Annotated in this window: 23 protein-coding genes, 1 tRNA gene and 1 pseudogene; 11 read left to right on the top strand and 14 right to left on the bottom strand. The window is 67.6% G+C overall.

Annotated features, from left to right (window positions below):
* From CXY91_RS19880 to CXY91_RS19850, 7 genes and pseudogenes are all read right to left on the bottom strand, one after another.
* Positions 1–1,707, bottom strand: a pseudogene (locus CXY91_RS19880) (cellulose synthase); the annotation flags it as partial.
* A complete protein-coding gene (locus CXY91_RS19875) occupies positions 1,698–2,717 on the bottom strand; it encodes a family 8 glycosyl hydrolase (RefSeq protein WP_100962933.1) in 1,020 nt (339 codons plus the stop codon). The pseudogene CXY91_RS19880 and the gene CXY91_RS19875, both read right to left, overlap by 10 nt.
* Positions 2,714–5,170 (bottom strand): cellulose biosynthesis cyclic di-GMP-binding regulatory protein BcsB, encoded by a 2,457-nt coding sequence (locus tag CXY91_RS19870; RefSeq protein WP_100962932.1) that lies wholly within the window; start codon positions 5,168–5,170, stop codon positions 2,714–2,716. The genes CXY91_RS19875 and CXY91_RS19870 overlap by 4 nt, the downstream gene beginning before the upstream one ends.
* The gene (gene bcsA / locus CXY91_RS19865) at positions 5,167–7,350 is read right to left on the bottom strand and encodes a UDP-forming cellulose synthase catalytic subunit (RefSeq protein WP_100962931.1); all 2,184 of its coding nucleotides are present in this window, start codon (positions 7,348–7,350) and stop codon (positions 5,167–5,169) included. The genes CXY91_RS19870 and bcsA overlap by 4 nt, the downstream gene beginning before the upstream one ends.
* A gap of 22 nt (positions 7,351–7,372) precedes the next feature.
* Positions 7,373–8,149, bottom strand: coding sequence for a cellulose biosynthesis protein BcsN (gene bcsN, locus CXY91_RS19860; RefSeq protein ID WP_158673503.1), 777 nt, complete (start codon positions 8,147–8,149; stop codon positions 7,373–7,375).
* A 462-nt stretch (positions 8,150–8,611) separates the two neighbouring features.
* Entirely contained in the window at positions 8,612–9,142 is a 531-nt protein-coding gene (locus CXY91_RS19855; RefSeq protein ID WP_100962929.1) for a disulfide bond formation protein B, read from the bottom strand.
* A gap of 8 nt (positions 9,143–9,150) precedes the next feature.
* A complete protein-coding gene (locus CXY91_RS19850; RefSeq protein WP_100962928.1) occupies positions 9,151–9,762 on the bottom strand; it encodes a YqaA family protein in 612 nt (203 codons plus the stop codon).
* A 220-nt stretch (positions 9,763–9,982) separates the two neighbouring features.
* On the opposite strand from CXY91_RS19850, the gene CXY91_RS19845 reads away from it, so the two are divergent.
* From CXY91_RS19845 to CXY91_RS19835, 3 genes are all read left to right on the top strand, one after another.
* Positions 9,983–10,067, top strand: a tRNA-Leu gene (locus tag CXY91_RS19845).
* A gap of 118 nt (positions 10,068–10,185) precedes the next feature.
* Entirely contained in the window at positions 10,186–10,677 is a 492-nt protein-coding gene (locus CXY91_RS19840) for a DUF3617 domain-containing protein (RefSeq protein ID WP_100962927.1), read from the top strand.
* 149 nt (positions 10,678–10,826) lie between these two features.
* Entirely contained in the window at positions 10,827–11,213 is a 387-nt protein-coding gene (locus tag CXY91_RS19835) for a DoxX family protein (protein WP_100962926.1), read from the top strand.
* A gap of 5 nt (positions 11,214–11,218) precedes the next feature.
* On the opposite strand, the gene CXY91_RS19830 is transcribed toward CXY91_RS19835, so the two are convergent.
* From CXY91_RS19830 to CXY91_RS19820, 3 genes are all read right to left on the bottom strand, one after another.
* Positions 11,219–11,674 carry an RbsD/FucU family protein gene (locus CXY91_RS19830; RefSeq protein WP_100962925.1) on the bottom strand — a complete coding sequence of 152 codons (456 nt, stop codon included), beginning with the start codon at positions 11,672–11,674 and terminating at the stop codon, positions 11,219–11,221.
* A 129-nt stretch (positions 11,675–11,803) separates the two neighbouring features.
* Positions 11,804–12,643: an amidohydrolase family protein gene (locus tag CXY91_RS19825; RefSeq protein WP_100962924.1), complete on the bottom strand. Its 840-nt coding sequence runs from the start codon at positions 12,641–12,643 to the stop codon at positions 11,804–11,806.
* Positions 12,644–12,647: 4 nt separating this feature from the next.
* Positions 12,648–13,670 (bottom strand): aldo/keto reductase, encoded by a 1,023-nt coding sequence (locus CXY91_RS19820; protein WP_100962923.1) that lies wholly within the window; start codon positions 13,668–13,670, stop codon positions 12,648–12,650.
* Positions 13,671–13,854: 184 nt separating this feature from the next.
* Here CXY91_RS19820 and CXY91_RS19815 point away from each other — a divergent pair, with 184 nt between their 5' ends.
* From CXY91_RS19815 to CXY91_RS19780, 8 genes are all read left to right on the top strand, one after another.
* Positions 13,855–15,204, top strand: coding sequence for an ABC transporter substrate-binding protein (locus tag CXY91_RS19815; RefSeq protein WP_091832973.1), 1,350 nt, complete (start codon positions 13,855–13,857; stop codon positions 15,202–15,204).
* A gap of 139 nt (positions 15,205–15,343) precedes the next feature.
* A complete protein-coding gene (locus CXY91_RS19810) occupies positions 15,344–16,273 on the top strand; it encodes a carbohydrate ABC transporter permease (RefSeq protein WP_091832977.1) in 930 nt (309 codons plus the stop codon).
* Positions 16,273–17,091, top strand: a complete 819-nt coding sequence (locus CXY91_RS19805) for a carbohydrate ABC transporter permease (protein ID WP_100962922.1) — start codon at positions 16,273–16,275, stop codon at positions 17,089–17,091. The genes CXY91_RS19810 and CXY91_RS19805 overlap by 1 nt, the downstream gene beginning before the upstream one ends.
* A 78-nt stretch (positions 17,092–17,169) precedes the next feature.
* Positions 17,170–18,066, top strand: a complete 897-nt coding sequence (locus CXY91_RS19800) for a dihydrodipicolinate synthase family protein (protein ID WP_100962921.1) — start codon at positions 17,170–17,172, stop codon at positions 18,064–18,066.
* A gap of 10 nt (positions 18,067–18,076) precedes the next feature.
* Entirely contained in the window at positions 18,077–18,751 is a 675-nt protein-coding gene (locus CXY91_RS19795; RefSeq protein ID WP_091832988.1) for a GntR family transcriptional regulator, read from the top strand.
* A gap of 78 nt (positions 18,752–18,829) precedes the next feature.
* On the top strand, positions 18,830–19,822 hold the full coding sequence (locus CXY91_RS19790; protein WP_100962920.1) for a sialic acid TRAP transporter substrate-binding protein SiaP: 993 nt from the start codon (positions 18,830–18,832) through the stop codon (positions 19,820–19,822).
* A 190-nt stretch (positions 19,823–20,012) separates the two neighbouring features.
* Complete coding sequence (locus CXY91_RS19785; RefSeq protein ID WP_091832996.1) at positions 20,013–20,510, top strand: TRAP transporter small permease; 498 nt, start codon at positions 20,013–20,015, stop codon at positions 20,508–20,510.
* A complete protein-coding gene (locus tag CXY91_RS19780; protein WP_100962919.1) occupies positions 20,507–21,793 on the top strand; it encodes a TRAP transporter large permease in 1,287 nt (428 codons plus the stop codon). Before CXY91_RS19785 ends, CXY91_RS19780 begins: the two co-directional genes overlap by 4 nt.
* Positions 21,794–21,800: 7 nt before the next feature.
* On the opposite strand, the gene CXY91_RS19775 is transcribed toward CXY91_RS19780, so the two are convergent.
* The 4 genes from CXY91_RS19775 to CXY91_RS19760 are packed head-to-tail and all read right to left on the bottom strand — an operon-like array spanning position 21,801 to position 26,341.
* Positions 21,801–22,886 (bottom strand): SIS domain-containing protein, encoded by a 1,086-nt coding sequence (locus tag CXY91_RS19775; RefSeq protein ID WP_199777513.1) that lies wholly within the window; start codon positions 22,884–22,886, stop codon positions 21,801–21,803.
* Complete coding sequence (locus tag CXY91_RS19770; RefSeq protein ID WP_248307563.1) at positions 22,813–23,772, bottom strand: carbohydrate kinase family protein; 960 nt, start codon at positions 23,770–23,772, stop codon at positions 22,813–22,815. Before CXY91_RS19770 ends, CXY91_RS19775 begins: the two co-directional genes overlap by 74 nt.
* The gene (locus CXY91_RS19765; RefSeq protein ID WP_100962917.1) at positions 23,769–24,824 is read right to left on the bottom strand and encodes an ABC transporter ATP-binding protein; all 1,056 of its coding nucleotides are present in this window, start codon (positions 24,822–24,824) and stop codon (positions 23,769–23,771) included. The genes CXY91_RS19770 and CXY91_RS19765 overlap by 4 nt, the downstream gene beginning before the upstream one ends.
* A complete protein-coding gene (locus tag CXY91_RS19760; protein WP_100962916.1) occupies positions 24,824–26,341 on the bottom strand; it encodes an argininosuccinate lyase in 1,518 nt (505 codons plus the stop codon). Before CXY91_RS19760 ends, CXY91_RS19765 begins: the two co-directional genes overlap by 1 nt.
* Between the last annotated feature and the right edge of the window lie 4 nt (positions 26,342–26,345).

Raw genomic sequence — 26,345 nt, 5'->3', positions numbered from 1 at the left:
CGCCCCGCTGGCGCCCGCGCCGCAGGAGCCGCTGCGCGGGCGCTCGGCTGCCGGGCGCTGCCTCACCGCGGCAGCGGGAATGTCGTCTTCGTGGCGCATGACCGGCGCGGGCTCGGCCCGAACGACGCGGCGTGGCGCCCGCTCTGCTGGCTCGGGTATCTGGGCTGTCCGCGCGGTCGGGGTTGTTTCCGGCAGCGGTCGGACTTCCCGCTCCTGCGCTGGGGAGTGCCTGCGCGCCGGGTTCAGCAGATCGGCGATGCGCGGCGAGCGATTGCGCCATTCGGCGACGATGGCACGCAATCCGACCAGGTCGCGCAGGCGCTGATGCACCAAAGCGAGCCCATAGGCGGCCGGTTCGTAATTGCGATCCCAGGAGAGGGCAGTCTCAAACCAGGTTTCGGCCGGGGCGATCTGGCCGGAATTATAGGCGTACCAGCCGAGCCCGGCGCCGCCTGGCGCATAGCGATCGACGCCGACCGTCTTGGCGATACGCTCGACGACGGCGCGCTCGAGCCGCGGCGCCGGCTCCTGCGCGATCAGCGCGGTCGCGACATCGAGATAGGCCTTTCGGTTGGCCGGGCCGGCGTCGAGCCATTGCGCACCGAGCGTCTCCGCCTCCTGGTGTTTCTGCTGGGCGCCGAGGGCGAGCACGGCGCCTTCCGCCGCCTTAGCGCCACCATTGCGCGCCAGCGCAGTCTGGAACCAGGTCACGGCCTTGGCCGCGTCGTTGTGGTGGAAACTGTAGAAACCGAGCAGGATCGCATCGTCCGGCGTCGTCGCTGCATTGGCGAGCGTCTCGATGCGGTGGAGCTCCTCGGGCGTCGCGGTCAGAGCCGGCTCTTCCGCGGCCTTGCCGATACGACGCCGCGCGATCTCGTCGCGAATGCTGGAGAACTCGCTCTGCTTCTCCTGCGCCAGCAAGGGACCGACCAACGCCTCGGGCAGGCTGGCGAGCGCCTTCTGCATGGTGCCGACCCGCTCGGCCGGGGTGGTGCAGTTGGTCAGCACATAGGCATAGGCGTCGCGCGCGCGCTCGGGCGCGCCGGTCTGGACGAAGGCCTCGGCCACGCGCCAGAGCGCGTCGACATTGGTGCAGGTGAGCAGCGCCGGAATCTCGGTGCCGATCCTGATCACCTGCTCCCATTGCCTGGCGTTGGAGGCATTGACCAGGCGCAGACCAGCCTCGGCCCGGTCGAGCTGGGCGAGGAGATCGGCCGGAGCCTGCCAGGTCGCATCTGTGCTGCTGCGCTGGGCGATTGCCGCGCGCGCCTCGCCGAACTTGCCCTCGGCGAACAGCTTCCAGACTCGCTCCAGCTCGGGATCGCCGGCCGGCAGTGGCGAATTCAGATCGGTCGGCGGCTTCCATTCCGGATAGAGCGCGCGCAGCCGGGCAAGTTCCGCCTCGTAACGGCGAGTGTCGCCCTGGCTGGCGAAATAGCGCAATGCCGTCTCATCGACCTTCTGCGCTGGCCCGGGTGGCGGTGCCGGCCGCCCCGGCGCTGCAGGAGCTTGAGCCAGTTCGGTCTCCAACTGACCCGCAGGGGCCGGTTGCGACGGCGGCGTCGGCTCGATCTGTGTCTCCGCCTGCGCCTGGCGCACGGCCGGCACAGATGCCGCCGGCCAGCTGAGGTCATGGCCATAGCGGCCCAGCCCGTAGAAGGCGGCGCTCGAGGCTGCGACGGCGATCAGCACGGATTTCACATGCATTGCGGATACCTCTCGCTGAGCATCGAGAGAGCAAGCAGATGCAGGGTCGACGGATAGTAGAGCGTCGGCTGGAAGGTCTTGAGCTCGGCCGGGATCGGCGTGCGGTCGAGCGCGCAGGCCATCGCGGCGTTCAGGATGCGATAGCCGGCATCGGGCAGCGGCTCCGCCGGCTTGCCGCTGGGCACGTCGATCACCGCCGTGCCATTGGCCCAGGCCTGGCGGAAAGGTTCGAGACGCTGCTTGTCGGCAAGGCCGGCCCGCAGGAGATAGAGCGGGATGCGCAGCGCGTTATAGCCGAACTGCGGCGGGAAGCCGTCGGCGGGCTTCGGCTCGCCCTTGAGCGAGAGCCAGTCGGCCGCCGGGATCTTCCGCCTGGCGAGCTCGTCCAGCAGCTTCAGTCCGCTGGCCTGTACCTGCAGCCAGCTCTGATCGCCGGTGAGGCGGGCGAGGATGGGGAAGCTCTCGAACACCCAATAGGACGGGTTGATCACCGGCCCGTCCGGCCGCTCCTGCTCCGAGAAGCCCTTCGCCGCAGGCATCAGCCAGGTTTCGCCGCCACGCTTCACAATTGCCACCTTGGCCAATGACCGGGCGATCTGGCGGGCCGCGGTGGTGTAGGCCGGCATTGACCAGCGCGTCCCGGCGCAGGCGAGGGCTTCTGCGATCAGGAGGTCGCCGTCGCTGGCGTTGTTGATGTCGCTGATGCGCGGCGTGGCCTTCGGGTCCCAGCGCCAGGCCGCCAGGCCGTCGTCACGGATCAGGAATTCGGTCCGGATGAAGGAAAGGATGCTGGCGAAGCTGCCGCGATCGCCGGCGAGGCAGGCCAGCAGCAGCCCATAGCCCTGGCTTTCGCTGTGGCTGATGCCGCCATTGGCGTCATCGACGACCCGGCCCTCGGCGGTGACGAATTTCTGCCGGTAGAGCTCCCAGGCGCCGGCGGGCAGGGCAGCCTGAGCCCCGGAGGTCAGGCTGAGCAGCATGGCGGTCAGGGTTGCGCGAAGCCGTTTCATGAACGCCTCCCCAGCCGGCCGAGCATCAGAAAGGTTCCGATGCCGAGGCCGATGCAGGCTCCCAGCAGGGTCAACGCATAGATGCCGATATTGCTCGACATCCAGTTGGCGAAGACGAGGCGCATATTGGCCAGGCTGAACGCCCGGGTCATGACGAAGGTCGTGCTGTCCGCCGAGAGGATGTGGTTGTCCTGCCCGCTGCGGAAGGCGGTGAGCTTGCCGGCCATCCCGGCCCAGTTGCCGGGGGTGACGAGCCTGTCGACGGTCTTCTCCAGTGCCTCTTCCTGGCGCACGACGAAGGCGGTCCAGACCTGGCGCGTATCGGGGTCTGTCGCTTGGGCGGCGATCAACTCGGCCCCTTCCGCCGGCTCATAGAGCGTTGGTGCGCGTGTGGGTGAGCGCAGCTGCGCGAAGGAAAGATCGAAGGTCCGCTGCAGCCATCGGTCGAAGCTGATGAAATAGCGCGCGAGGGGACCGCCGAACGAGCCACGCCAGCGATCGCGGGTCGCCTCGGTGCTCGGTGCGACGCCGCCGGAATCTTCGGGCGTCGTCTGCCGCCCCTGGAAGCGGTTGATCACCGCATCGAACACGGCCGTGCCTTCGGTTTCCGGCACGAGGACGACGGCATCGGCGCGCTGCGGCCAGGTGTTGCGGACGTTGTCGGCGATGCCGACGCGCGGCAGCAATCCGGCGGGCAATTGGCCGGCGGCGCCGACGATCAGGGCGGGGCGGTTGCCGATGGCGGCGGCGCTGCCGATGACATCGACCGGGAACGGCCGGTCGGCGCGCTGGGCGAGCCTTGCGAGCAGCGTCGCGGCGGCGCCCAGATTGGGAACGTCCAGACGGCCGACGAGCAGGGCGATCTGGGAGGTTATCGAATAGGGGAAACCGGTTCCCGCCACGGCCGCCAGATTCGGGTTGACGCCGATCTTGGCGAAGTTCGGGATCGCCAGGGCCGTGGTGTCGAACAGCGCGAAGCGGTTCTTGCCGGGCAATGTCGCGCCCGGCCCGCAGGCGAGGTCGGACCTGGCTGGCGTCACCGCCTCGAGCCAGATCTCATTGATGCCGGGCCGGAAATGCCTGAGCGGTATCGTGATCGGGGTTTGCTGGAAGAGGCCCCCGCTCGTCGTATTGAGCGGGACGGTCGCCGCGACGTTGCCGTTGACGAAGATCTCGATATGGCTGTCGCCCGGCAGAACCTCGGAATAGGCGCCGTCGAGATAGAGTGTCGCCTCGCCATAGGCATTGGCGTAGAAATCTCCCGGCATCGCGAGGATGGCGCGCACGCGCATGCGCCGTCCCGAAGATTCCTGCGTCGGAACGCCGAGTTCCGAGAAGCGCAGCACCTGACTGTCGGAGACGAACGGCGCGTCGGGGACATGCCAGCTCGCCGTGGCCATCGTCTTGCGGTTGATGTTGGTCGGCCGGGAGACCGGCCCGGTCAGGAGCCTGGCGATGGTGGCCTCGAGATCCTGCCAGCTCTCGCCGGTGACGAGCAGGGCGGCAGGTCCGAGCTTCGGGTGCGTGGTGAAGCCCACGAAGCTGCCGACGCCAGCCTCCGCCGGCAAAGTGCCGATGAGGTCGCGCAGTTCCTTGCCCGTCCCGAGCAGCACGGTCAGCATGCCCGGGCGGACCCTGTCGGGCAGTTTCTCGGAGATTCGAATGGCTGCCTGACTGTAGCGGCCGCGTAGTGCAACGCCTTGAGCTACGGCAAGAATGCTGTTCGCGGCAACCGCGCTCGCTGCGCTCGGCGCGACGATCTGGATCGTCGTCTGCCCGGTCTCATCGGCGCCGACGGCTGGCAGGTCGTCGATGCTGCGTAGCCGCGATTGCTGCGCCGGATTCCTGAAGCTGAGCCGCGTGCCGGCGCCGTCGACGCGCGTCCACAACTCATAGGTTGAGGCGATCGTGCAGTCGGTGCGGTGGCGCTGCACCGCCTCGAAGCGGATCGTGTTCTGGCCGGGCCTGAGAAGCCCCTTGCGAATCGCGGTGGAGGTGCGCTTCAGGCGATCGGAGGAGGCGATCGGCGCTTCCATGATGCGCTCGCCGTTGATGCGCACCGTCAGGCGCGAGGCCTCCGGCATCACGACCAGCGCATTCTGGAAGGCGATGTCGAGATTGAGGTCGGCGCCGGCCTCGTCCTGGGTCAGGTAAAAGGCCCAGCTGCGTGCATCGCCTTCACCTTCGAGCATGACGCGGGCGGCCGGCAGCAGCGGCTTGAAGGCGAAGCTGGCGGGAATGGCGGGCGTTGCCGGGGCTGGTGCCGGCTCTGCCTGCGGTTTGGGTTCCACCGGGCGGGCGGCCGCAGGTTGCTGGGCAGGTGGGGCGATCATGAACGGCGCCGGCTCGTTCGGCGGCGTCGGCTGGGGTTCCTGTGCCCAGGGCGCGGAGCCCGGGGTCAGGATCGGAAGAGCTGCCGCCGCGGCCAATATGGGCAGGAGGCGCGTCCTCATTCCGCCGCTCCCCGCGTCGGATTGGAACGGGCAAAGCGGGCGAGGCCGAAGAAATAGGACAGGCCGCGGCTGGTCTGGAACACGGCGAGGCGCAGGAAGCGCAAGGTGCCGTAGATGACGCCCATGTTCTGGCGCCGCGCCTTCTGGAAGCTGCTCCAGATTCCCGCATCCGAGAAGGCGAGGTCCGCGATGATGCGGCTGTGCAGCGGCTCGTTCGGCTCGTAGCGGCAGCCGAGCACCAGGCCTTTTGCGTCGGGAGCGAGGCGCACGACGCGTACGGGCAGGGCGCCTGCCGGCATCGCGATCGAGGTTTCGAAGGCGATCTCGCCGATGCTGTTCACTGGCAGCCTGTCGAACTCCTTGGACAGCACCCGGATGGCGACGCCGTCGACGGAGACGTTCTCGGTGACAACGGGCGCTGTCTTGCCATCGATGCTGATTTGCCCGCGGCGCTTGACCGGGAAACGCCGGGCGCCGCGTCCTTCCGGCCGCTCCGAGACCACGCCGAGGGCGCAACCGGCCATCAGCAGGTTGAGGATGTTCCAGAGCCCGACCACGAGGGTGGTGTCGGCATTGTAGGGCTGGGTGATGATGCGCCAATAGGTGGCGACGACGCCCAGCGCCAGAACGGCAAAGATGATGAAGAAGGGCAGGCCGAGCTCGGAGACACGACGCGTTCCGAGCTCCTCGCTCTTGGCGGTGACCTTGAAGGTCGGCTTGCCGGGATTGAGGATGACCGAGATCACTGCCGGCAGCAGGTAGACCGACTGGATGAATTCGTAGAGCTCGGAGATCCAGGGCCAGCGATAGCGGCCATAGAGATAGTTCTGCATCATCAGGTTCACCGCCATGTAGCTGAACACGTAGGCGATGAACTCGGCGCCCGAGGCGGTGAAGATCTCCAGCCCGAAGAACAGGTAGAACAGCGGCGCCACCAGGAAGGTCAGGCGCACGAAGGGGAACAGCCAGAACAGGGCCGAGGACGAGTAGCACAGGCGCTGCGGCAGCGAGAGGCCGCTTTTCAGCATCGGGCGGTGGTAGATCAGGATCTGCATCATGCCCTGCGCCCAGCGCGAGCGCTGGCCGATGAAGCTCGCGAAGGTCGCCGGCTGGAGCCCGGCGATCAGCGGCTTGTCGACATAGATGCTGTTCCAGCCGGTGGCATGCAGGGTGATTGCGGTCTCGGCATCCTCGGTGATGCTGCGGCCTGAGAAGCCGCTGGTCGTCTGCAGGGCCGTGCGGCGCAGCACCGCGGCCGAGCCGCAGAAGAACGAGGCGTTCCACTTGTCGAGACCGCGCTGGATGATGCCGTAGAACATCTCGTTCTCGGACGGCATCGCCTTGAAGGTCTTGAGATTGCGCTCGAGCGGATCGGGATTGATGAAGAAGTGCGGCGTCTGGACGAGGAACAGCTTCGGATCCTCGCCGAAATGGCCGATCGTCTCGGTCAGGAAATTGCGCGCCGGCGCATGGTCGGCGTCGAAGACGACGACGAGGTCGCCGCTGGAATTGGCGAGGCCGTTGTTGAGGTTGCCGGCCTTGGCGCTGATGTTGCGCTCGCGCGTCAGATAGGTGCAGCCGAGTCCGGCGCAGAGCTTCTGCAACTGCGCCCGGCGTTCCCGCGCGGCACTGGCCGCGACGAAATTGTCGGCATTGCATTTCTCGTCGGTGCCGCCATCGTCGAGCAGGTAGACGGTGAGACGATCCGCCGGATAGTCCATGGCGAGCGCGGCCGAGAGCGTCGTCGCCAGGAGTTCGGGCTCCTCGTTGTAGGACGGCACGAAGACATCGACGCTCGGAGCGTCGGCTGGGATCGGCGGCGCGCTCGTGCGTCGCGGCAGCGGCATCGCCACCACGAACAGGCTGAGAAACAGCATGCCGATGTTGTAGAGCTCGGCGAGATAAAGGATCAGCCCGGGGATGAAATCCTCGAGCTGGTTCACCGGCGGCAACGTGCTCGTCGTGCGCCAGTAGATGTAGCGCAAGACCATCGCCGTGCCGAGGCCGAGCGCGATCAACCGCCAGACGCCGTAGGGGCGCAGGAATTTGAGCAGGATCATCGCCCCCACCACGATCGTCCCGGCGATCAGATGCGCCTGCAGGCTGATCGGCAGCGTGATCAGCGCCACGACCACTGCCGTGGCGATCGCCCAGAAGAAGACGTAGATCGCGGTTCGCATCGGCTCTCGGCGCGCTCGGCTCTCAGGGTGTCGTGGGCGGCGGTGGAACGGTCGGGTATCCGGCTAGCGGCCTGTCCGGGACAGGCTGCGTTTCCGGGAGACGCTCGGATTCGATCCGGGGCTGCCTTGCCGGTCGCGGACGGGCAACCCGCCGAGGGGCCGGCATGTCGTCGATCGAAGCCTGCGGCAGCGGGTAGATCGGCGCGCCCGCCTGGCCGAGGCCGGGTGCGGGCGCCGGCGCATCCCCGGCCGGGCCCCAGCCGCTGCGTCGCAAGGAGGCGTTGAGCGAATAGTCATAGGCGAGGCGCAGCAGCGCGGCTTCGCTCGCCTTGGGGTCGCAGATGCGCATGCGGACCGAGACCGCGCCCGATTTCGGCCGGAAGATGCTGTCGCCATCGGCGATGCGCTGCCAGGCGTAGAGGCAGGCCTCGCCGCCGGTGCCGCGGCCGAAGGCGTAGCCGAACGGCCCGTATTTGTTCTGGACGAATACGGCGGAGGGCGCCATGGCGACGCCCGGCAGGCGCTCCTCCATGTCCTGCGCGACGGAAAAGTCGTCGATCCCCGGCAGCTTGAGCAGGTTGCCCTCGACGCCGGCACTATCCGGTAGATCGGCCGCTGTGAAGAAGGCGACCTCGACCCTGTTCTCGCCGGGCGTTTGGCCGCGCGTCGCCAGCGAGATGGTCTGCGCGATCGCATTCGCATAGCTGCGCTGGGTGATACCGATCACCGGCTGGCTGCCCGGCGGCAGCACGATCATCGCCCGGCCCGGGTCGACGGAGAGCGAGCGCGTCGCCGTCACCAGTTCCGAATCGGCAAGTCTCTGTTCGCCGCATCCAGCTATGGCCAGGCACAGGCCAATGGTCGCGACAGATATCGCCGCGCGCTTCCGTGGCGGATGGCGCCGCGCGGAACGTATGGCCGGACCCTGTCCTGCGACGTTCATCGGCGCGCCGGTCCATGTCTGGTCGGCATCGTCATATGGTGACCATCGATTAATACAGGTTAACGCGAGCCTACCGTCCGCTGCGCATCAACAATGCGGTCCGAGCATCTGAATCCTGTCGGCAATACAGATGATTCGCGCGGCTATTCCAACCGCTGATCGTACGAGATCGTCGCATGGCGATCCGCCGACGCTCTTCCGGCGACCAAAAAAATCGAGGCGGGACGCGGCCTTTAGACAGGAAAACGGCTGCCCTGCAGTTTGCTGGGGATGACGGCGTCCGGTCGCCCGGGCCTTGACCGAGATCGTTGGGCCGACTCAGGCCGGCGATCGATCGAGGCGTTGCGCAGCATTCCTCAGTCCCAGCAGGGCGACGGCCAGCAGCCCGAGGGAGGCGAGCGCGTTCCAGCCGGCGAGGGAGAGGCCAAGGAAACGCCAGGCGGCCTCCGTGCAGGAGACGATCCGGGTCGTCTGCAGCTGCTTCATCAGGTCCTGGACGCCGGCGGCCGCCGGGGCGGGCGTGCCGCCACAATCGTTCGGCCCGGCGAAGACCCCCCACTCGACGCCGGAATGATAGACGCCGAGCCCGGTGCTCCAGGCCATCAGCAGGGCGAGGACGATCAGCACCGCGATCTGCAGACGGCGCGAGCGGGCGAAGATCAGTGCGAGCGTCGTGAGGCCGATCACGGCGTAATGCGGCGCCCGCTGTTCGAGACAGAGCTTGCAAGGCCGCAGATGCAGGACGAGCTCGAAGAACCAGGCACCCCCGATCAGGGCGAGGCTGGCGAGCCCGATCAGTGCGATCAGGCGGCGGGGATCGGCAAGGAGCCGCGAGGCAGGGCCGGGCATGGCGACACTCAGCAGGAGAGGAGCTGGCCCGAGCCTGTCAGCAGCTTGAGGCCGAAATAGAGCAGGATCAGGAGGGCGGCACCGCCGAGCGCGATCAGCTTCAGCCGCTTCTCGATGAAGTGGCGGATCGTCTCGCCATAGCGGCGTAGCAGGAAGGCCAGGGCGAAGAAGCGGGCGCCGCGGGCGATGACGCAGGACAGCACGAAGAAGCCGAGCCCGATATGGACGGCGCCGGCCAGGATCGTCACCACCTTGATCGGCGGCAGATGTGCCAGGCCTGAGGTGGTGAGCAGCAGCAGAGTCATGTCCGGGGTGGCACAGGCGCGCAGTTGCTCGAAGGCGCCGAGCTTGCCGTAGAAGGCGAGCACCGGCCGCGCCAGCGCGTCGAAGGCGCAATAGCCGAGCGCATAGCCGGCTATGCCTCCGAGCGTCGAGAACACCGTCGCGATCAAGGCGAGGCGATAGGCCCGCTGCGGCTTGGCCAGCGCCATCGGCACGAACAGCACGTCGGCCGGGATCAGGAAGAAGGAGCTCTCGATGAAGGCGACGACGGCGAGCCAGACCTGCGCGCTGCGGCGGGCGGCAAGCGAGAGCGTCCAGAGATAGAGGCGTTCGAACATCGCCGGCCCTTAGAGCATCGGACCGAAAAACGGAAACCGCTTTTCGGAGGCAATCCGATGCATGACAAAGTGATAGATCGCCATTTTGCGTCCGAAAGGACGCATGGCGATCTAGCGGGCGCCGGGCCGTCCGTCCATGGCCGCGACGTCGTTGGAAAAGCCGTTCACGCGAGATTGACCGGCCTTCGGCTATCGCTATAGTCCGCCCCGCCTGAAAAGGGCCCCTGTGGCGGAATTGGTAGACGCGCTCGACTCAAAATCGAGTTCCGCAAGGAGTGCTGGTTCGATCCCGGCCAGGGGCACCATTGTCGACGGCAGCTTGCCGGCTGCTCGATGCGCTAGGCCCGCCGCCCTAAAATCGCCTCTCGCTGCCGCTCTGTCTTGCCCCGAATCGATCCTTACGGGCAGCCGAGGAGTCTCAGCATGAGGGCAATTGCCATCACCATCGCAGCCAGCATTCTCGGGGCCGTTCCGGCGTTCGCCGACGAGCTTCCGCAGCGCAAGCCGGGTCTCTGGGAAAGCAAGTCGACGAGCGCCGAGGGCGAGACCAGCGCCAAGCAATGTGTCGGTGCTGGCACTGACCGCGCCATGGTCGGCGGCATGGCAGGCGCCGCCTGCTCGAAGATGGAGGTGACGAAGACCGCGACCGGCTACGCGGTTGCGACCGAGTGCGCGATCGGCCAGATCAAGGCGGTCGGCAGCAGTACCGTCACCGGTGACTTTCAGGCGACCGTGCGCACCGAAGGCACCACCACGCTCACCGGCATGCCTGGACAGGCCGGGCCGGTCGAGCGCAAGCTCGTGGTCGAGGCCAAGCGTGTGGGCGATTGCGGACCGGGCCAGAAGCCTGGCGACATCATCATGCCAGACGGCAAGGTCATCTCGCTGCCGGGAGCGGCCGGCGCGAAGCCCTAGCTCCCGTTGCCGGCCGAAACGGCAACTCGCATTCGCCGAACAAAAATTCGGCTGGCATGTCACATCTCGCCGAGCCGGTTCGTCCTGCTGGAGAGCGCTGCAGCGGCCATGCCGTCCTGTGAAGCGCGCTTCACCGGACGAGGACGGACATGGCAACGGACACCATTCTGGCTGGCGCAGAGAGCGCCGCCGTCGCAGGGCGGCTGCTTCTGGGCGGGGCCTTCGCCTTCGCCGGCCTGCGCAATATCGTCAACAGGAGCCTGCTGGTGAGCCTGATCGGCGCGCGCCGCGTGCCGTTGCCGGCCGTCACCCTGTGGCTCGGTATCGTCTTGCAGATCATCGCCGGGCTGATGATCGTCTGTGGCACCAAGGTCCCGCTGGCCGCGCTGATGCTGCTCGCCTTCCTGGTGGTGGCGACGCCGATGTTCAACAATTTCTGGGATCATCAGGGCCCGGACCGGGCTAACCGCATCAACGGCTTCGTCGCCAATATCGCGATCGTCGGCGGCATCCTCGGCCTGATCGGCCAGGCCTGAGCCGCTCAGCCGGGCTCGCCGGCAATCACGCCCTTGCGGAACAGGAAGCAGCCATAGGGGCGGGGATCGCCGACCTGCACCACCGCGAAAGCCTGCTTGGCCGCTTCGTAGAAGGCGAAGCGCTCGATGCCGCCGAGCGGCTCGGGGCGGCCGAGCGCCTGGTCGAGTTCGGCCTGGACCTGTGTCTGGACCTCGGGAATCGCCATGGCATCGCCGACGACCAGCATGCGCCGTGCCGGCTGTGGCTCGAAATCGTCGATCGGCAGCACCGAGAGGATGGCGCGCGCTGCCCGCGCCATGGAAAGACCTGGCAGGCGCACCAGCCGACCGCTGGTGGTGGCCCGGGCGATCTTTTCGGCTGGGTGGTTGGCGTCGACCAGGGCGAGGTCATCGCCATGGCCCATCGCCGCGAGCACCCAGAGCAGGTCGGCGGAGAGGACCGGGTCGATATTCTTCAGCATGTGACTGTCACCCTTGGTACGCTTCACCGCCGTTGCGAGCGCAGCGAAGCAATCCAGGAAGACTTGGCGCGGCGCCCTGCCGCCCCTGGATTGCTTCGTCGCTGACGCTCCTCGCAATGACGATCAGCATCAGTTATGTCCGCGCTGCGAGAGATAGAGCTTTGCGGCATTGCCGCCGAAGACGGCAATGCGCTGCGCTTCCGTGAGGCCGGCGAGCAGCGTTTCCGCCGCCTCGACCCATTGCGCATAGGAGGCACGCAGCGTCACCACGGGCCAGTCGCTGCCGAAGATCAAGCGCTCCGGACCGAAGGTCGCTAGCAGGTGCTCGACGACCGGCCGGAGCGTTTCCAGCGTCCAGTCCGGGCCGGCCTCGGTGACCAGCCCGGAGAGCTTGCAGGTCAGGCGGGGATCCGCCGCGAGCGCCGTAATGCCTGTGCGCCAACCAGCGAGGTCGCCGCTGACGAGATCGGGCTTGGCGCCATGGTCTATGACGCAAGCGAGATCGGGATGCCGCTCCAATACGGTGATCATCGCCGCGATATGGCGTGGCTTCAGCAGCGCGTCGAAAACGAGCCCGTTCGCGATCATCGCCTCGAAGGCCGATGTCAGCTCAGGACGCGCCAGCCAGCCGTCGTCGGGGATATCCTGGACCATGGGCCGCAGGCCGACGAGCAGCGGGTCGGCCGCCAAGGTGGCGATACGCTCCGCTACATCAGGCGCATCGAAATCGGTCCAGCCGACGACGCCGGCGACGAAGGGTGTCTTCTCGGCGATGTCGAGCAGATAGGCGGTCTCGGCCTCGGTCGGCGCCGCCTGCACCAGGATGGAGCGTTCGATGTCGTGGACGGCAAGGAGCGGTGCGAGGTCGGCGGGACCGAAGTCACGATGGATGACGCCCAGCGCCGGCGTCAGCCAGCCATAATCGCCGCGGGCGAGGCTCCAGAAATGCTGATGGGCGTCGATGCGCATGAGGTTAGACCGGAACCGGGACATCGGCGCCGAGCAGGCCCTCGGCTTTCAGCTCTGTCCAGAGGGCGGCTGGAACCGGCGCTGAGAGCTCGGCGACCTGATCGGCGACCTCTTCCGGCTTGACCGCGCCCATGACCAGGCTCGCCACCGCCGGGTGGCCGAGCGGGAATTGCAGCGCGGCGCGGCGCAGCGGCACGCCATGGCGGGCGCAGACCGCCTCGATCGCCGCGACGCGGGCGAGGACCGCGGGCGGTGCCGGCTGGTAGTTGTACTTGGCACCGGCGATCGGGCCAGTGGCGAGAATGCCGGAGTTGAAGACGCCGCCGAGCATCAGGCCTATGCCCTTCTCCCGCGCCAGCGGCATGAAGGAGGCGAGCCCCGGCTGCTCCAGCAGGGAGTAGCGCCCGGCGAGCAGCATCGTGTCGAAATCGCCGGCGCGAGCGAAGCGCTCGCACATCTCGGCTTCGTTGACGCCGACGCCGATGGCCTTGACCGCGCCAGCGGCGCGCAGCGTGTCGAGGGCGCGATAGGCGCCGTCCATCGCCTGAGCAAAGCGTTCCTCGATTGCGTCCTTGCCATGGGTCCAGACGTCGACGTCGTGGATCAGCACGACATCGATGCGGTCGACACCGAGGCGCAGCGCCGACTGCTCCAGCGAGCGCATGGTGCCGTCATGGGTATAGTCGAAGCGCAGGCCGTGCGGCAGGCCGCCGAGATAGCCGGAACCGTTGCCGCGCCCGGCGAAGGGCTCGGCGACGCGGCCGACCTTGGTCGAGATCGCCACGTCCTTTCGGCCGGAGCGCCGCAGCGCCGCGCCGATCCGGTGCTCGGAAAGGCCATGGCCATAGAGCGGCGAGGTATCGATCAGGTTGATGCCGGAGGCGAGCGCCGTCTCGACCGTCGCGATCGCGCCGGCTTCGTCGAGATGGGCATAGAGATCGCCGAGCGGCGCACCGCCGAAACCGAGCGTCGTGACCTCCAGGCCGGAGCGGCCGAGCGGTCGAACGGGAAGCGTGGAAGTCGTCATTGAAGCTCGGGTGCACGGTCGTGGTGCATGACTATGTGCACGTCAACATGTTAGCTTGCAACCGCATTCGTTCCGGACTAGCGTGCGCACCATTCCGGTAGGCGTGGCCATGCTGAGCTCACCTGCCGGAACCGGATCAAGACGGCCTGAAACGGCCGCGCATTCAGTCCAGGGGAGGACATCCATGACCGAGATCTTGAAGCCCACACGGCGTGGCCTGCTGCGCGGCGCCGCCGCGCTCGGCGCCACCGGCGCCATCGCCTCGCCGCTGGTATTGCGCGAGGCGCGGGCCCAGGCCGCCTTCAACTGGAAGCGCTTCTCCGGCCAGTCGATCGACGTCCTGCTCGTCAAGAACCCGCGCTCGGACCTGTTCCAGGCCGCCGAGAAGGAGTTCACCGAGCTCACTGGCATCAAGGTCTCCTCCGAGCAGGTGCCGGAGCAGCAGCAGCGCCAGAAGGCGGTGATCGAGTTCGCCTCCGGCAAGCCGAGCTTCGACGTCAGCGCGATCTCGCTGCATGTGCAAAAGCGCATGGCCGCCAAGGGCAAGTGGTTCGCCGACCTCTCGCCGATGATCAAGGACGCCTCGCTGACCTCGCCCGACTTCAACTTCGAGGATTTCGGCGCCGGCGCCGTGGCCTATGCCCGCCAGGCCGATGGGGCGCTCGATACGCTGCCCTATTTCGTCGACTACTGGATGCTCTACTACAACAAGGAACTGTTCGACGCGAAGGGCGTCGCCTATCCCAAGAGCATGGACGAGATGGCGGTTGCCGCCGCCAAGCTGCACGACCCGGCCAAGGGCGTCGCAGGCTTCGTCTCTCGCGGCTTGAAGAATGCCAATGTGCCGGTCTGGGCCTGCCTGGTGCTCGGCCAGGGCATCGAGACCACCTCGGCCGAGGGCAAGCTCCTGACCGATACGCCCGAGGCGATCTGGGCCGCCGAGCTCTACAAGAAGCTCAACAAGGACACCGGGCCGGTCGGCTCCGTCGGCTTCAACTGGAACGAATGCCAGACGACCTTCATGCAGGGCCGCGCCGCGATGTGGCTCGACGGCATCGGCTTTGCGACGCCGCTTGAGGATCCCAGCAAGTCGCGCATCGTCGGCAAGGTCGGCTATGGCGTCACGCCGCCCGGGCCGAAGGCGCATCATGCCGGCATGTTCGGCGACGGCATCGGCATCTCGCGCGGCTCCGCCAAGAAGGAGGCGGCCTGGCTCTATATCCAGTTCATCACCAACAAGGCGCAGCAGCTCGCCATGCTGAAGGCCGGCGCCGGCGCTCCGGCCCGCTCCTCGGCCTATCTCGACACGGCGACGATCGAGGCCTCGAAATTCGGCAAGCAGTATTTCGACTGCCTGCTGAACTCGGCCAAGATCGCCCGGGCCGCACTGCCGCAGATCGTCCCGGTCACCGAGTTCCGCGACGTCTTCGGGGTGGCGCTGACCAATGCGATCGGCGGCGCCGATGTCGCGGCCGAGCTGAAGAAAGCGACGGAAGCCTTCGCACCGGTGCTGGCCAAGAGCGAGCAGGGCTGAGGCTGGCCGGCCAGCCATGAGACGCGTCATGGTCGGGCTTGTCCCGACCATCCACGTCTTCCTGCGGGCTGGCCTGAGTTCAAGACGTGGATGCTCGCCACAAGGGCGAGCATGACGGCGTGAGTTTCCAGAGCAGATAATGACCAGCACAACCTTGCCAGCCAGTAGCCTGACGAGCCCGGCGCAAGCTCCTGCGGCCGACTCGCGGGATTTCACCCCGCGCTACTGGCTGTTCTCTCTGCCGGCGGTGCTGATCGTCGCCGGCGTGATCGTCTTCCCCTGGCTGTTCACGCTCTATATGTCGACGCAGGACTGGAAGATCGGCGGCGGGCCGGAATTTGTCGGCCTGCAGAACTTCGCCGAGCTCTTCCGCGATGCGCGCTTCATCGAGTCGATGGGGCACACTTTCTACTACACGGTGCTCGCAGTCGTGCTGCCGATCCTGTTCGGCACGGCCGCGGCGCTGGTCTTCCATCGCGAATTCCCGTTCCGGGGGCTGCTGCGCACCATCTTCGTCATGCCGATGATGGCGACGCCGGTCGCAGTCGCGCTGGTCTGGACGATGATGTTCCACCCCCAGCTCGGCGTGCTGAACTACCTGCTCTCGCTCGTCGGAATCGGTCCGCAGGCCTGGGTCTATTCGCCGAACACGGTGATCCCGACGCTGATCCTGGTCGAGGTCTGGCACTGGACGCCGCTGGTCATGCTGATCGTGCTCGGCGGCCTCGCGGGCCTGCCGCGCGAGCCTTACGAATCCGCGCTGATCGACGGCGCCAATGCCTGGCACATGTTCCGGCACATCACGCTGCCGCTGGTCTGGCCGTTCATCATGGTCGCGATCGTGATCCGCACAATCGACGCGCTGAAGGCCTTCGACACGATCTTCGTGATCACCCAGGGCGGCCCCGGGACGGCGTCCGAGACGCTCAACATCTTCCTCTATCTGCAGGCCTTCCAGTTCTACAAGATCGGCTACGCCTCCGCGGTCGTGGTGATCTTCTTCGTGATCATCATCATGCTGTCGCTGCTGCTGCTCTATGCGCGCCAGAAGTCGAAGTGGAACGCGTGATGAAGCGGTTCCTCTCCAAATTCGGCTTCTACGCCTCCGTCTTCGTGCTGGTCTCGCCGGCGGTACTAGTCTTCCTCTGGATGATCTCGCTCTCGCTGAAGAACGAGCTCGACAACACCGCCTTCCCGCCGGTGTTCATCCCGAACCCGCCGACCTTCGCCAACTATCTCGACGTGTTCGAGAAGAACAATTTCGCGCTCTATCTCTGGAACTCGATCCTGGTGACGGGCGGGGCGGTGCTGGTCGGCCTCGCAGTCGGCGTGCCGGCGGGCTACGGCATCGCCCGCGGCAAGGCCCACAAGTTCGCGATCCTGATCCTGGTCGCGCGGATGACGCCGGCGCTGTCCTACCTGATCCCGCTCTTCCTGCTCTTCCAGATCACCGGCCTCGTCGGCACGGTGACGGCGCTGGTGATCACCCATCTCGTCATCACCATCCCGATCATCGTCTGGATCATGATCGGGTACTTCGAGAACGTGCCGATGGAGCTGGAGGACGCCGCCCGCATCGACGGCGCCACCACCTGGCAGGCCTTCCGCCATGTCGCGCTGCCGCTGGCGCGGCCCGGCATTGTCGTCGGCGGCATCCTCGCCTTCATCTTCTCCTGGAACAACTTCATCTTCTCGGTGGTGCTCGGCGGCAAGGCCAGCCGCACGCTCCCGTCCGCCGTCTACAACTCGCTGACCTTCGAGCAGATCTCCTGGGGCCCGCTCGCGGCCGCCGCTCTGCTCGTGACCTTGCCCTTCCTGCTGCTGACAGTCCTCGCCCAGCGCGAGATCGTCGCCGGCCTTTCCGCCGGAGGGCTCAAGGATGGCTGACATCGCTGGCGCCGATCTTGCTGCGCGCCCGACCCCTTCAACGCCTCGATCGCTCATCTCACGGAAAGACACTTTGCAATGGCTCTGAACCCCAACCGCTTCGGCCTCTCCTGCGCCATCACCACGCCGATGCGGGAAGGCGGCGCCATCGACCTGCCGCGGCTCGTCCACCACGCCAGGCATGTCCTCGCCAATGGCTGCGACAGCGTCACACTGTTCGGCACGACCGGAGAAGGCGCGGCGCTCGGCAGCCCGGCCCGCACCGCCATGCTCGGCGCTCTGGTCGGCGCCGGCATCGACCCGGCCAGGCAGATCTATGCCGGCGTCGCCGCCGCCTCGCTGCACGAGGCGGTCGACCAGGCGCAGACCGCGCTGAACGTCGGCGCCAAGGGCCTGCTGGTCGCCCCGCCGTTCTACTTCAAGGGCGTCGGCGATGAGGGGCTCTATGCCTGGTTCTCGCAGTTCTTCGAGAAGCTGGGGAGCTCCGCCCGCGACACCATCCTCTATCACATCCCCTCGGTGACGGCGGTCGAGATCTCGATCGGCCTGGTCGAGCGGCTCAAGAAGGCCTTCCCGGGCATCGTCACCGGCATCAAGGATTCCTCCGGCGACTATGCGACGACGGAAGCCTTCCTGAAGGCGCATGGCGAACTCGCCATCCTGGTCGGCGACGAGCGCCTGCTCGGCAGGGCCGTGCGCAATGGCGCGCAGGGCTCGATCTGCGGCGTCGCCAATCTGGTGCCGCATCTGCTGCGCCCGGTCGTCTACGAGGGCGCCGAGGACGCCACGGTGAACGCGCTCGTCGACGAAATCTGCTCCTATCCGGTGCTGCCGGCGGTCAAGGCGCTGGTCGGCCATCTCCACGGCGACGCCGGCTATGGCCCGATGCGGGCGCCGCTGGTTGCGCTCGACGAAGGCCAGCGCAAGGCGCTGTTCGCCGCCTTCGACCGGATCACCCGCGCCAAGGCGGCCTGAGGAGGACGCGATGAGCCAGTCCGAGCCGGACCGCGACGGCGAGCCGCTGAAGCTTAGGGAGCGGGCTTATGCCAGCTTCACCGAGCGGCTGCTCGCCCGCGAGATCCGGCCGGGCCAGTTCGTCACCCAGCGCGAGCTCGTCGCCATGACGGGCTTCCCGCTCGGGGCGATCCGCGAGCTGATCCCGCGGCTGGAGGCGGAAGGGCTGATCAAGACCGTGCCGCAGCGCGGCATGCAGGTCGCCCATGTCGACCTCAACCTGATCCGCAACGCCTTCCAGTTCCGCCTCTTCCTCGAGAAGGAGGCGACGGCCGCCTATACCCGGACCGCGACCGACGAAGAGATTGCCGAGCAGCGCCGGCGCCACGAAGCGATCATCGGCCGCGCCGAGGCCGGCGGCGACGAGACGCTGATCGAGGATGCCGAGGATGTCGACCGGCTGATGCACGAGGCGATCATCGATCATCTCGACAACGATATCGTCAGCCAGGCCTTCCGCGTCACCTGGCTGAAGATCAGGCTGATCCGGCAATACGAGACGCGGATCCAGAACCATATCCTGATCCCGGTGATGCAGGACCATCTCAAGATCATCGCCGCGATCGAATCGCGCGATCCCGAGGCGGCTGCGGCCGAGATGAGCACCCATATCAACAACGCCCGGACGCGGGCGATGAGCTACTGACCAGCGATCAGGCGCCGATCGAAACCAGGCGCTGGAACGGCGAGCCGGAAAACCGGCCGCTCAGGGAGGAGAGCAACGATGACCAAGCTGACGAAACGTGCCTTTCTCGCCGGCTCGGCTGCGGCCGGCGCCATGATCGCGATGCCGACCGTGCTGCGCGCGCAGGCCACCGTGCTGCGCTGGGGCGAGATGCTGCCGACCACGCATCCGCAGGTGCAGATGGTCGACCGGATCGCCAAGGAGGTGAAGGAGAAGACATCCGGCAGTGTCGACATCCAATCCTTCCCCGCCGGCCAGCTCGGCTCCGGCAAGGACATGATGGAGTCGGTCGCCTCTGGCGCGCTGACCATGACGACGGACGGCGCCGCGGCGCTCGGCTCGTTCCTGCCGCAGCTCTCGGTGGTCGAGGCGCCCTATCTGTGGCGCGACCCGGCGCATATGGCCAAGGTCGCCAAGGCGCCGGTCTTCACCCAGATGAACGAGGAGCTGATCAAGAAGCGCGGCCTGCGCATGGCGGCGGTGACCTATTACGGTAAGCGCCACCTGACCACCGGCTCCAAGGCGGTGAAGAGCGCGGCGGATGTCGCCGGCCTCAAGCTGCGCGTCCCGCCGGTCGACACCTTCCGCGCGATGGTCGAGGCCTGGGGCGCCAAGGCGACGCCGGTCAACTTCAACGAGCTCTATCTGGCGCTGAGCCAGGGCGCGGTCGACGGGCAGGAGAATCCGCTGCCGACCATTCACAGCGCCAAATTGCAGGAGGTGCAGAAACACCTGATCCTGACCGGCCACATCATCACGCCGCGTCTGATCGTCATCAACCAGGACTTCTGGAAGGGGCTGAAGGACGCTGACCGGACGATCCTGGAAGCCGCCATCGCCAATGGGGTCGCCTGGCAGGATGCCGAGCTGGCGAGCCAGGAGGGCAGCCTCGTCGCGACGCTGAAGGCGGCAGGTATGAGCGTCACCGAGCCCGATCTCGAAAGCTTCAGCAAGCCGGTGCTGGCGAGCCTGCCCAAGCAGTTCGAGAGCAAATGGGGCAAGGGCACCTGGGACGCGCTCGCGGCGCTGTGACGGGCGCTTCGACAGTCGTGATGGGCGCAGGGAAACCTTCTCCCGTGTGGGAGAAGGGCAGGGATGAGGGCCTGCCCTCACCGCAGAAGGCGCCGCGGCACCTTCGTACCCCAGCAATCAGCGGCGGTCCCTCACCCCTACCCCTCTCCCATCCGGGAGAGGGGACGCCGCGCCCCCATGGTGGACGCTCATGAAATCCCTCGTCGCCTTCACCGACCGCCTCGTCCGCGCCGCAGCCGTCGGGCTCTTGCTGGCGCTGCTCGTCGCGGTCCTGCTCGGCGTCGCCTCGCGCCAGCTCAATGCCCCATTGGCCTGGACCGATGAGCTTGCGCAATACCTTCTCGTCTGGACCGGCTTCACCGGCTGGATCATCGCGGCGAGGCGGCGCTCGCATATCCGCATCACTGTCTTCGCCGACCTGCTGCCGAAGCCGGCCGGGCGGCTGCTGGAACTCGTGACGCAAGGATCGATCATCCTCTTCGCCGCCATCCTGATCCGCTATTCCTTCGGGCTGATCGAGCGGACCTGGGATGTCGACTCGATTGCGCTGCCGGTGTCGAGCGCGGCGCTCTACGTGGTGATGCCGCTCGCCGGCCTCGCCCTCATCCTGCAGGCGCTGGCCGAGATCGGCGACGTCATCGCCGGCCGCAAGGTCGACACCGCCGAGCCCGGGACGCAGCCGCTATGAGCACCCTGATGCTGCAGATCCTGCCGGTCTGGTTCATCGCCCTTCTGATGGGCGTGCCGCTCTTCGTCTCGATGGGGCTGGCGGCGGCGGCCTTCGCCTTCTTCGGTGGCTTCCCGCTCGGCATCGTGCCGCAGAAGATCGCGCAGTCCGCCAATTCCTTCCCGCTATTGGCGGCCCCGCTCTTCATCCTGATGGGCAACATCATGAATTCGGCGGGGATCACCGACCGGATCTTCGCCTTCGCCACGGCCTGCGTCGGCTGGCTGCGCGGCGGGCTCTGCCACGCCAACATCCTCGCTAGCGTGATCTTCGCCGGCATGTCGGGCTCGGCGGTGGCCGATGCCGGCGGCGTCGGCACGCTCGAGATCAAGGCGATGCAGGACGAGGGCTATGATCCGGAGACGGCGGCGGCGATCACCGCCGCTTCCGCGACGATCGGGCCGATCATCCCGCCCTCGCTGCCGATGGTTATCTACGGCGTTTCGGCAGACGTCTCGATCGGCGGGCTCTTCCTCGCCGGCGTGATCCCTGGCCTGCTCATGGCCGGCGCGCTGATGGCGATGGTGGTCTATGTCGCGAGGAAGCGCGACCTGCCGCGCCATCCCTTCCCCGGCGCGGCGCAGCTCTGGGTCGCCTACAAGGAGGCGCATTGGGCGCTGATGACGCCCGTCATCCTGTTCGGCGGGATGATGGCGGGCATCTTCACGCCGACCGAGGCGGCCGCGGTCGCGACCGCCTATGCGATCGTGCTCGGCCTGTTCGTCTACCGCAGCTTCTCGCTGAACGACCTGCCGGAGCTGGTGGTTCAGACGGTCGAGACCACCGGCGTCGTGCTGGCGCTGGTGATGACGGCGGCGGCGCTCGGCTGGTGCCTGTCGATCTCGCGCATCCCTCAGACGGTCGGGCCGATGCTGGTCGACCTCGCCGGCAATCCGCTGGTCTTCCTGCTGATCGTCAACCTGCTGCTGCTCTTCGTCGGCTGCTTCATGGAAGCGCTGGCGGCCATGCTGATCCTGATCCCGATCCTGACGCCGGCTGCGGCGCAGTTCGGCATCGATCCGATCCAGTTCGGCCTGATCTTCGTGCTCAACCTGATGATCGGCACGATCACGCCGCCGGTCGGGGTGGTACTCTTCGTGACATCGAAGATCGCCAAGATCTCGTTCGAGGCGATGTCACGTGCGATCGTGCCCTGGCTGCTGCCGTTGCTTGGCGTGCTGCTCGCGGTGACGTTCTGGCCGCCACTGACGACCTGGCTGCCCAACCTGGTGCTCGGCAAATGAGAACTGATCAGACCGTCCGCGTCACCTTGGAGAGGTGAGGCGGGCGGTCGGCATCGAGGCCGCGGCTTTCAGCAAGCGTCGCGAGCGCGCCATAGAAGGCGCGAACCTGCGCCAGAGGCAGCAAGGCGGTCGGCAAGTCCGGCGGCAGAGGCAGATTCTGTCCCGCGCCGCCGCCGGCATAGGCCAGATCGGCACCAAGGCTAGAGAAGGCCGTGGCCGCGGCGCGCACGCTCTCGCTGCCTTCGTCGCCGGGATCGAGCGCCAGCGCCGGGAACCCCTGTCCGACCAGAGCGAGCGGCCCGTGCAGCACCTCTGCGGCGCTGAAGGCCTCGGCATGGATCCGGCAGGTTTCCTTGAACTTGAGCGCGATCTCCTGGGCGATGCCGAAGGACAACCCCCGGCCGATCACATAGAGGCTGCTGGCCTCGCGCCAGGAGAGCAGGACCGGCGTCCAGTCGCAGCGCCCGGCGGCATCGAAGGCCGCGGGTGCCTTTGCCAGGGCGGCGTACAGGGCTTCGTCCTGCGCCCATTCGGCCGCGAGATGCAGGAAGGCGAGGCAGGTGGCGAGGAAGCTCTTGGTCGCGGCGACGCTCCGTTCTGTCCCAGCCCGCAGCGGTACGAGCACGTCGACCATGCCGGCGAGGGGCGAGGCTTCGTCGTTGACGAAGCCGACGACGAGCGCTCCGGCCCGCTTCGCCGCCTCGGTCAGCAGCAAGGCATCGGGGCTGCGGCCGGATTGCGAGGCGGCGATGAACACGGCGCGGGAGAGGTCGAGCTCACCGCCATAGACCGAGGCGAGGCTGGGGCCGAGCGAGGCGACGGGCAGGCCGAGCGTGCGCTCGATCAGGTATTTGCCATAGCTCGCGGCATGGTCGGAGGAGCCACGCGCGCAGGTCGCGACGAAGGCCGGGCGCTTGATGCGCAGGCGTGTGACGAGATCGGCGATGATTGCGCCATTTTCCGCGCGCTGGCGGCGTGCGACGGCGGCGGCCTCGGCCGCCTCGCGAGTGAGCAGGGCTTCAACCATGGCGGCGCAGAGGCTCTTCAAGCAGTTGGTCGGCGACAGCGGCGACCTGGCGCGGATCGAGCTCATGGCCGGCGCCGCCGACACTCTGGACCGAGAGCGTACCACAGGCGATACCTTCGGCGAGGGCGCGTTCGGGGGAGCTCCCACCGAGCCAGGCCGCGAGGAAGCCGGCGTTGAAGGCATCGCCCGCGCCGGTGGTGTCGAGCACGCCCTGGCAGGGCGCAGCCGGGAGCGCGAGGCTCTCTCGCCCTTCGTAGAGGCGGGCGCCGTCGCCCCCATCCTTGATCACGACCAGTGCGAAGTGCTGGGCGAGCCGCCGGCCAGCCGTGTCGAGATCGTCGCAATCGGCGATCGCACGCGCTTCGGAGGCGTTCGGCAGGAAGATGTCGACGCCGTTGCAGAGTGCGACGAGATCGGGCGAGCGGATCAGCGCATCGTCCCAGCTCGGGTCGAGCGAGACGGTGAGGCCGTGATGCCTGGCATCGGTGACCAGATGCGGGATCTCGGCCAAGGTCGCGAATTCGGCGATATGGAGATGGGCCACGCGGACATCGCCGAGCGCGGCGGGCAGCGTCGCCGGGCGAGCCGATCCGGCGCGGCGCGAGAGGAAGGCGCGCTCGCCATCCTGCACCATCGCGACGGTGAGCTGCGGCCCGGCGTCAGGAGCGCGCTCGAGGAAGCCGAGCTCGACGCCGCTGCGCGCGAGCGCCGGCAGGAGCGATTGCGAGAGCGGGTCTTCGCCGAGGCGCGCCAGCAAGGCGGCAGGCCGGCCCAGCCCGACAAGATGGGCTGCGGTGATGAAGCCGCCGCCTCCGGGCACGATCGCGAGATCGTCGGCGAAGCGCTCCTCGCCGAGGTGCGGCATTGCCGTGAGTCCGCGGAAGACGAGGTCGCAATAGAGCCGGCCGGTGCTGAGGACGAGCCCGTCCGGTCGTGACCGCCGCGAGGTCACAGAGCGCGCTCGCTCTTGGCGTCGAACAGGCGCAAGCCCGCGGCCGAGGCGCCGAGCCGGACGGCGCTGCCGACGGCGGGCGGATGCTTGGCCGGGGCCGAGGCGAGCAGCAAGCTGCCTTCGGCCTCGACATGGACGAAGGTCTCGGGCCCCAGCGGCTCGACCACGGCCACCGTGCCGGCGAGGGTGAGATCGGCGGCTTCGCCCTCGCCCAGAACGCGCAGTTCCTGCGGCCGGACGCCGACGAGCACATCGGCCGGGAGCGCGGCAGGCCATGCCATCGGCGTCTCGCCGAGCTGCAGCGTGCCGTCGGTAGCTTTCGCCGGCATGATGTTCATCGTCGGCGAGCCGATGAAGCGGGCGGTGAAGACATCGGCCGGCTTCTCGTAGAGCTCCATCGGCGCGCCGACCTGGAGGATATGGCCGTCGCGCATCACCACGATCCGGTCGGCCAGCGTCATCGCCTCGACCTGGTCATGGGTGACGAAGACGATGGTGGTCCCCAGCCGCTGGTGCAGGCGCTTGATCTCGAGCCGCATCTGCGCGCGCAATTGCGCATCGAGATTGGAGAGCGGCTCGTCGAACAGGAAGACGGCGGGGTTGCGCACCATGGCGCGGCCGATGGCGACGCGCTGGCGCTGGCCGCCGGAGAGGGCGGAGGGCCGGCGCTCCAGCAGCTTGGTCAGGCCGAGCACCTCGGCGACCTCCTCGACGCGCTTGCGCTTGGCGGTCTTGTCGAGCTGGGAGGTGTAGAGGCCGAAGGCGATGTTTTCGGCGACGCTCATATGCGGGTAGATCGCGTAGTTCTGGAACACCATGGCGATGTTCCGCTCTTTCGGCTCGAGCCGGTTCACGACGCGGCCGCCGATCGAAATCGTGCCGTCGTTGATCTCCTCGAGCCCGGCGATCATGCGCAGGGTCGTCGACTTGCCGCAGCCGGAGGGGCCGACGAAGACGACGAACTCGCCGTCCTGGATGTCGAGGTCGATGCCGTGCACGACCTGCGTCGTGCCGTAGCGCTTGACCAGCTTGTCGATCGCGATCCCGGCCATCAGGCGGCTCCTGCGAGGGCGGTGAAGGCGGCGTCCAGTTCGCGGCGAGCTGCCTCCTCGCGCCGGGCGATCGCGGTGGCGGCATCCTCGGCTGCGGCGAGCTCGCCGCGATAGCCGGCGAGGGCCTCGCCCAGCACCTTCGGCCCCGGCCCGCCGAAGCGCTCGCGCAGGGCGACGAAGTTCTCGGGCGAGACGGCGATGGCAAAGTCCTCGCGGCTGAGAGCAGGCTCGCGGCCGGCGGCATGGCGGAAGGCGTCGGCGAAAGGCGCGTAGCCGTCGCGCGGCAGGTCGCCATCTGCAGCGACGACCGCACGCGCCACGGCGGAGGCGACCTCGTGCGCTGCACGGAAGGACAGGCCTTCCTGGCGCACCAGCGTGTCGGCGAGCTCGGTGATGGTGATGCAGGAGCGCCGGATCGTCTCGGCGACGCGGCGGCTGTCGACCGAGAGCGCCGGCAGCAGCGCCGCGAGCAGGTCGAGCACGCGTCCGCCGCTCTCGAAGGTCTGGTAGCCGGCTTCCTGGGTCTCGCCCTCCGAGTCGTTCATGTCGGTGAACGGCGTGTTGTGGACGATGTCGCGGACCATGCGGGCGCGACTGACGCTCTGCGAGGCGAGGTGGCGCAGATGCTCGATCGGCACCGGATTGCGCTTCTGCGGCATGATCGATGAGATCTGCACGAAGGCATTGGGCACATAGACCTGCCCGACCTCGAAGGCGGTCCAGAACTGCAGGTCCTGGATCAGCCGGCCGAGATGCAGGAAGACCAGCTCGACCGCGCCGAAGACGCCGGTGACGTAATCGACCGCGGCGATGCAGCCATAGGAATTCTGCAGCGGCGCCTTGAAACCGAGGAGTTGGGCGGTGCGGTGACGGTCGAGCGGGAAGCCGGAGGTCGTGATCGCGGCCGCCCCGAGCGGGCAGAGATCGATGAGCTCGCGCGCCTGCATCAGGCGCTGGTGGTCGCGCAGCATCACCTCGATCGCGGCGGAGAGGTAATGCCCGAGCGTCGAGGGCTGGGCCGGCTGGCCATGCGTATAGGCGACGATCAGGGTTTCCTTCTCGCGCTCGGCCAGCGTCAGCGCCGCCGCGATCAGGGCGCGCAGCTGCGCCGCGAGCCTGTCGAGCCTCGGCTTCAGCGCCAGCTTGAACAGGGTGTGCTCGATGTCGTTGCGCGAGCGGCCGGTGTGCAGGCGGCCGTTGTCGTCGGGCTTCAGGCGCTTGCGCAGCTCGGCCTCGACCAGGAAGAAATAATCTTCGACCTCGCCGGTATAGCTCAGCGTCGCCGGGTCGATCTCGCGCTCGATCTCGCTCAGGGCGCGGGCGATGCCGGATGCCGTCTCGCGCGACAGGATGCCGGTCTCGGCCAGCATGACGAGATGGGCGCGGTCGACGGCGCGGAAACCCGCGACATGATGCGTCTTCACCGCGTCGAAGAGCGGGCGCAGCACCGTCTCCTTGTAGACCGGATCGGGGAAGACGGACTTATCGGTCGTGCGCGGATCGGTATGGGTGGTCATCGTG

Origin of the sequence: Allobosea sp. FBZP-16, assembly GCF_002831785.1 — a bacterium.
Classification (GTDB): Bacteria; Pseudomonadota; Alphaproteobacteria; order Rhizobiales; family Beijerinckiaceae; genus Allobosea; species Allobosea lupini.
This window is presented reverse-complemented; position numbering and strand designations above follow the sequence as displayed.

Bases quoted from the DNA above. Each gene is read 5' to 3' on its own strand.
- CXY91_RS19875 (WP_100962933.1), bottom strand. From the start codon at position 2,717: ATGAAACGGCTTCGCGCAACCCTGACCGCCATGCTGCTCAGCCTGACC.
- CXY91_RS19870 (WP_100962932.1), bottom strand. From the start codon at position 5,170: ATGAGGACGCGCCTCCTGCCCATATTGGCCGCGGCGGCAGCTCTTCCG.
- bcsA (WP_100962931.1), bottom strand. From the start codon at position 7,350: ATGCGAACCGCGATCTACGTCTTCTTCTGGGCGATCGCCACGGCAGTG.
- CXY91_RS19855 (WP_100962929.1), bottom strand. From the start codon at position 9,142: ATGCCCGGCCCTGCCTCGCGGCTCCTTGCCGATCCCCGCCGCCTGATC.
- CXY91_RS19850 (WP_100962928.1), bottom strand. From the start codon at position 9,762: ATGTTCGAACGCCTCTATCTCTGGACGCTCTCGCTTGCCGCCCGCCGC.
- CXY91_RS19840 (WP_100962927.1), top strand. From the start codon at position 10,186: ATGAGGGCAATTGCCATCACCATCGCAGCCAGCATTCTCGGGGCCGTT.
- CXY91_RS19835 (WP_100962926.1), top strand. From the start codon at position 10,827: ATGGCAACGGACACCATTCTGGCTGGCGCAGAGAGCGCCGCCGTCGCA.
- CXY91_RS19830 (WP_100962925.1), bottom strand. From the start codon at position 11,674: ATGCTGAAGAATATCGACCCGGTCCTCTCCGCCGACCTGCTCTGGGTG.
- CXY91_RS19825 (WP_100962924.1), bottom strand. From the start codon at position 12,643: ATGCGCATCGACGCCCATCAGCATTTCTGGAGCCTCGCCCGCGGCGAT.
- CXY91_RS19820 (WP_100962923.1), bottom strand. From the start codon at position 13,670: ATGACGACTTCCACGCTTCCCGTTCGACCGCTCGGCCGCTCCGGCCTG.
- CXY91_RS19815 (WP_091832973.1), top strand. From the start codon at position 13,855: ATGACCGAGATCTTGAAGCCCACACGGCGTGGCCTGCTGCGCGGCGCC.
- CXY91_RS19810 (WP_091832977.1), top strand. From the start codon at position 15,344: ATGACCAGCACAACCTTGCCAGCCAGTAGCCTGACGAGCCCGGCGCAA.
- CXY91_RS19805 (WP_100962922.1), top strand. From the start codon at position 16,273: ATGAAGCGGTTCCTCTCCAAATTCGGCTTCTACGCCTCCGTCTTCGTG.
- CXY91_RS19800 (WP_100962921.1), top strand. From the start codon at position 17,170: ATGGCTCTGAACCCCAACCGCTTCGGCCTCTCCTGCGCCATCACCACG.
- CXY91_RS19795 (WP_091832988.1), top strand. From the start codon at position 18,077: ATGAGCCAGTCCGAGCCGGACCGCGACGGCGAGCCGCTGAAGCTTAGG.
- CXY91_RS19790 (WP_100962920.1), top strand. From the start codon at position 18,830: ATGACCAAGCTGACGAAACGTGCCTTTCTCGCCGGCTCGGCTGCGGCC.
- CXY91_RS19785 (WP_091832996.1), top strand. From the start codon at position 20,013: ATGAAATCCCTCGTCGCCTTCACCGACCGCCTCGTCCGCGCCGCAGCC.
- CXY91_RS19780 (WP_100962919.1), top strand. From the start codon at position 20,507: ATGAGCACCCTGATGCTGCAGATCCTGCCGGTCTGGTTCATCGCCCTT.
- CXY91_RS19775 (WP_199777513.1), bottom strand. From the start codon at position 22,886: ATGAGCTCGATCCGCGCCAGGTCGCCGCTGTCGCCGACCAACTGCTTG.
- CXY91_RS19765 (WP_100962917.1), bottom strand. From the start codon at position 24,824: ATGGCCGGGATCGCGATCGACAAGCTGGTCAAGCGCTACGGCACGACG.
- CXY91_RS19760 (WP_100962916.1), bottom strand. From the start codon at position 26,341: ATGACCACCCATACCGATCCGCGCACGACCGATAAGTCCGTCTTCCCC.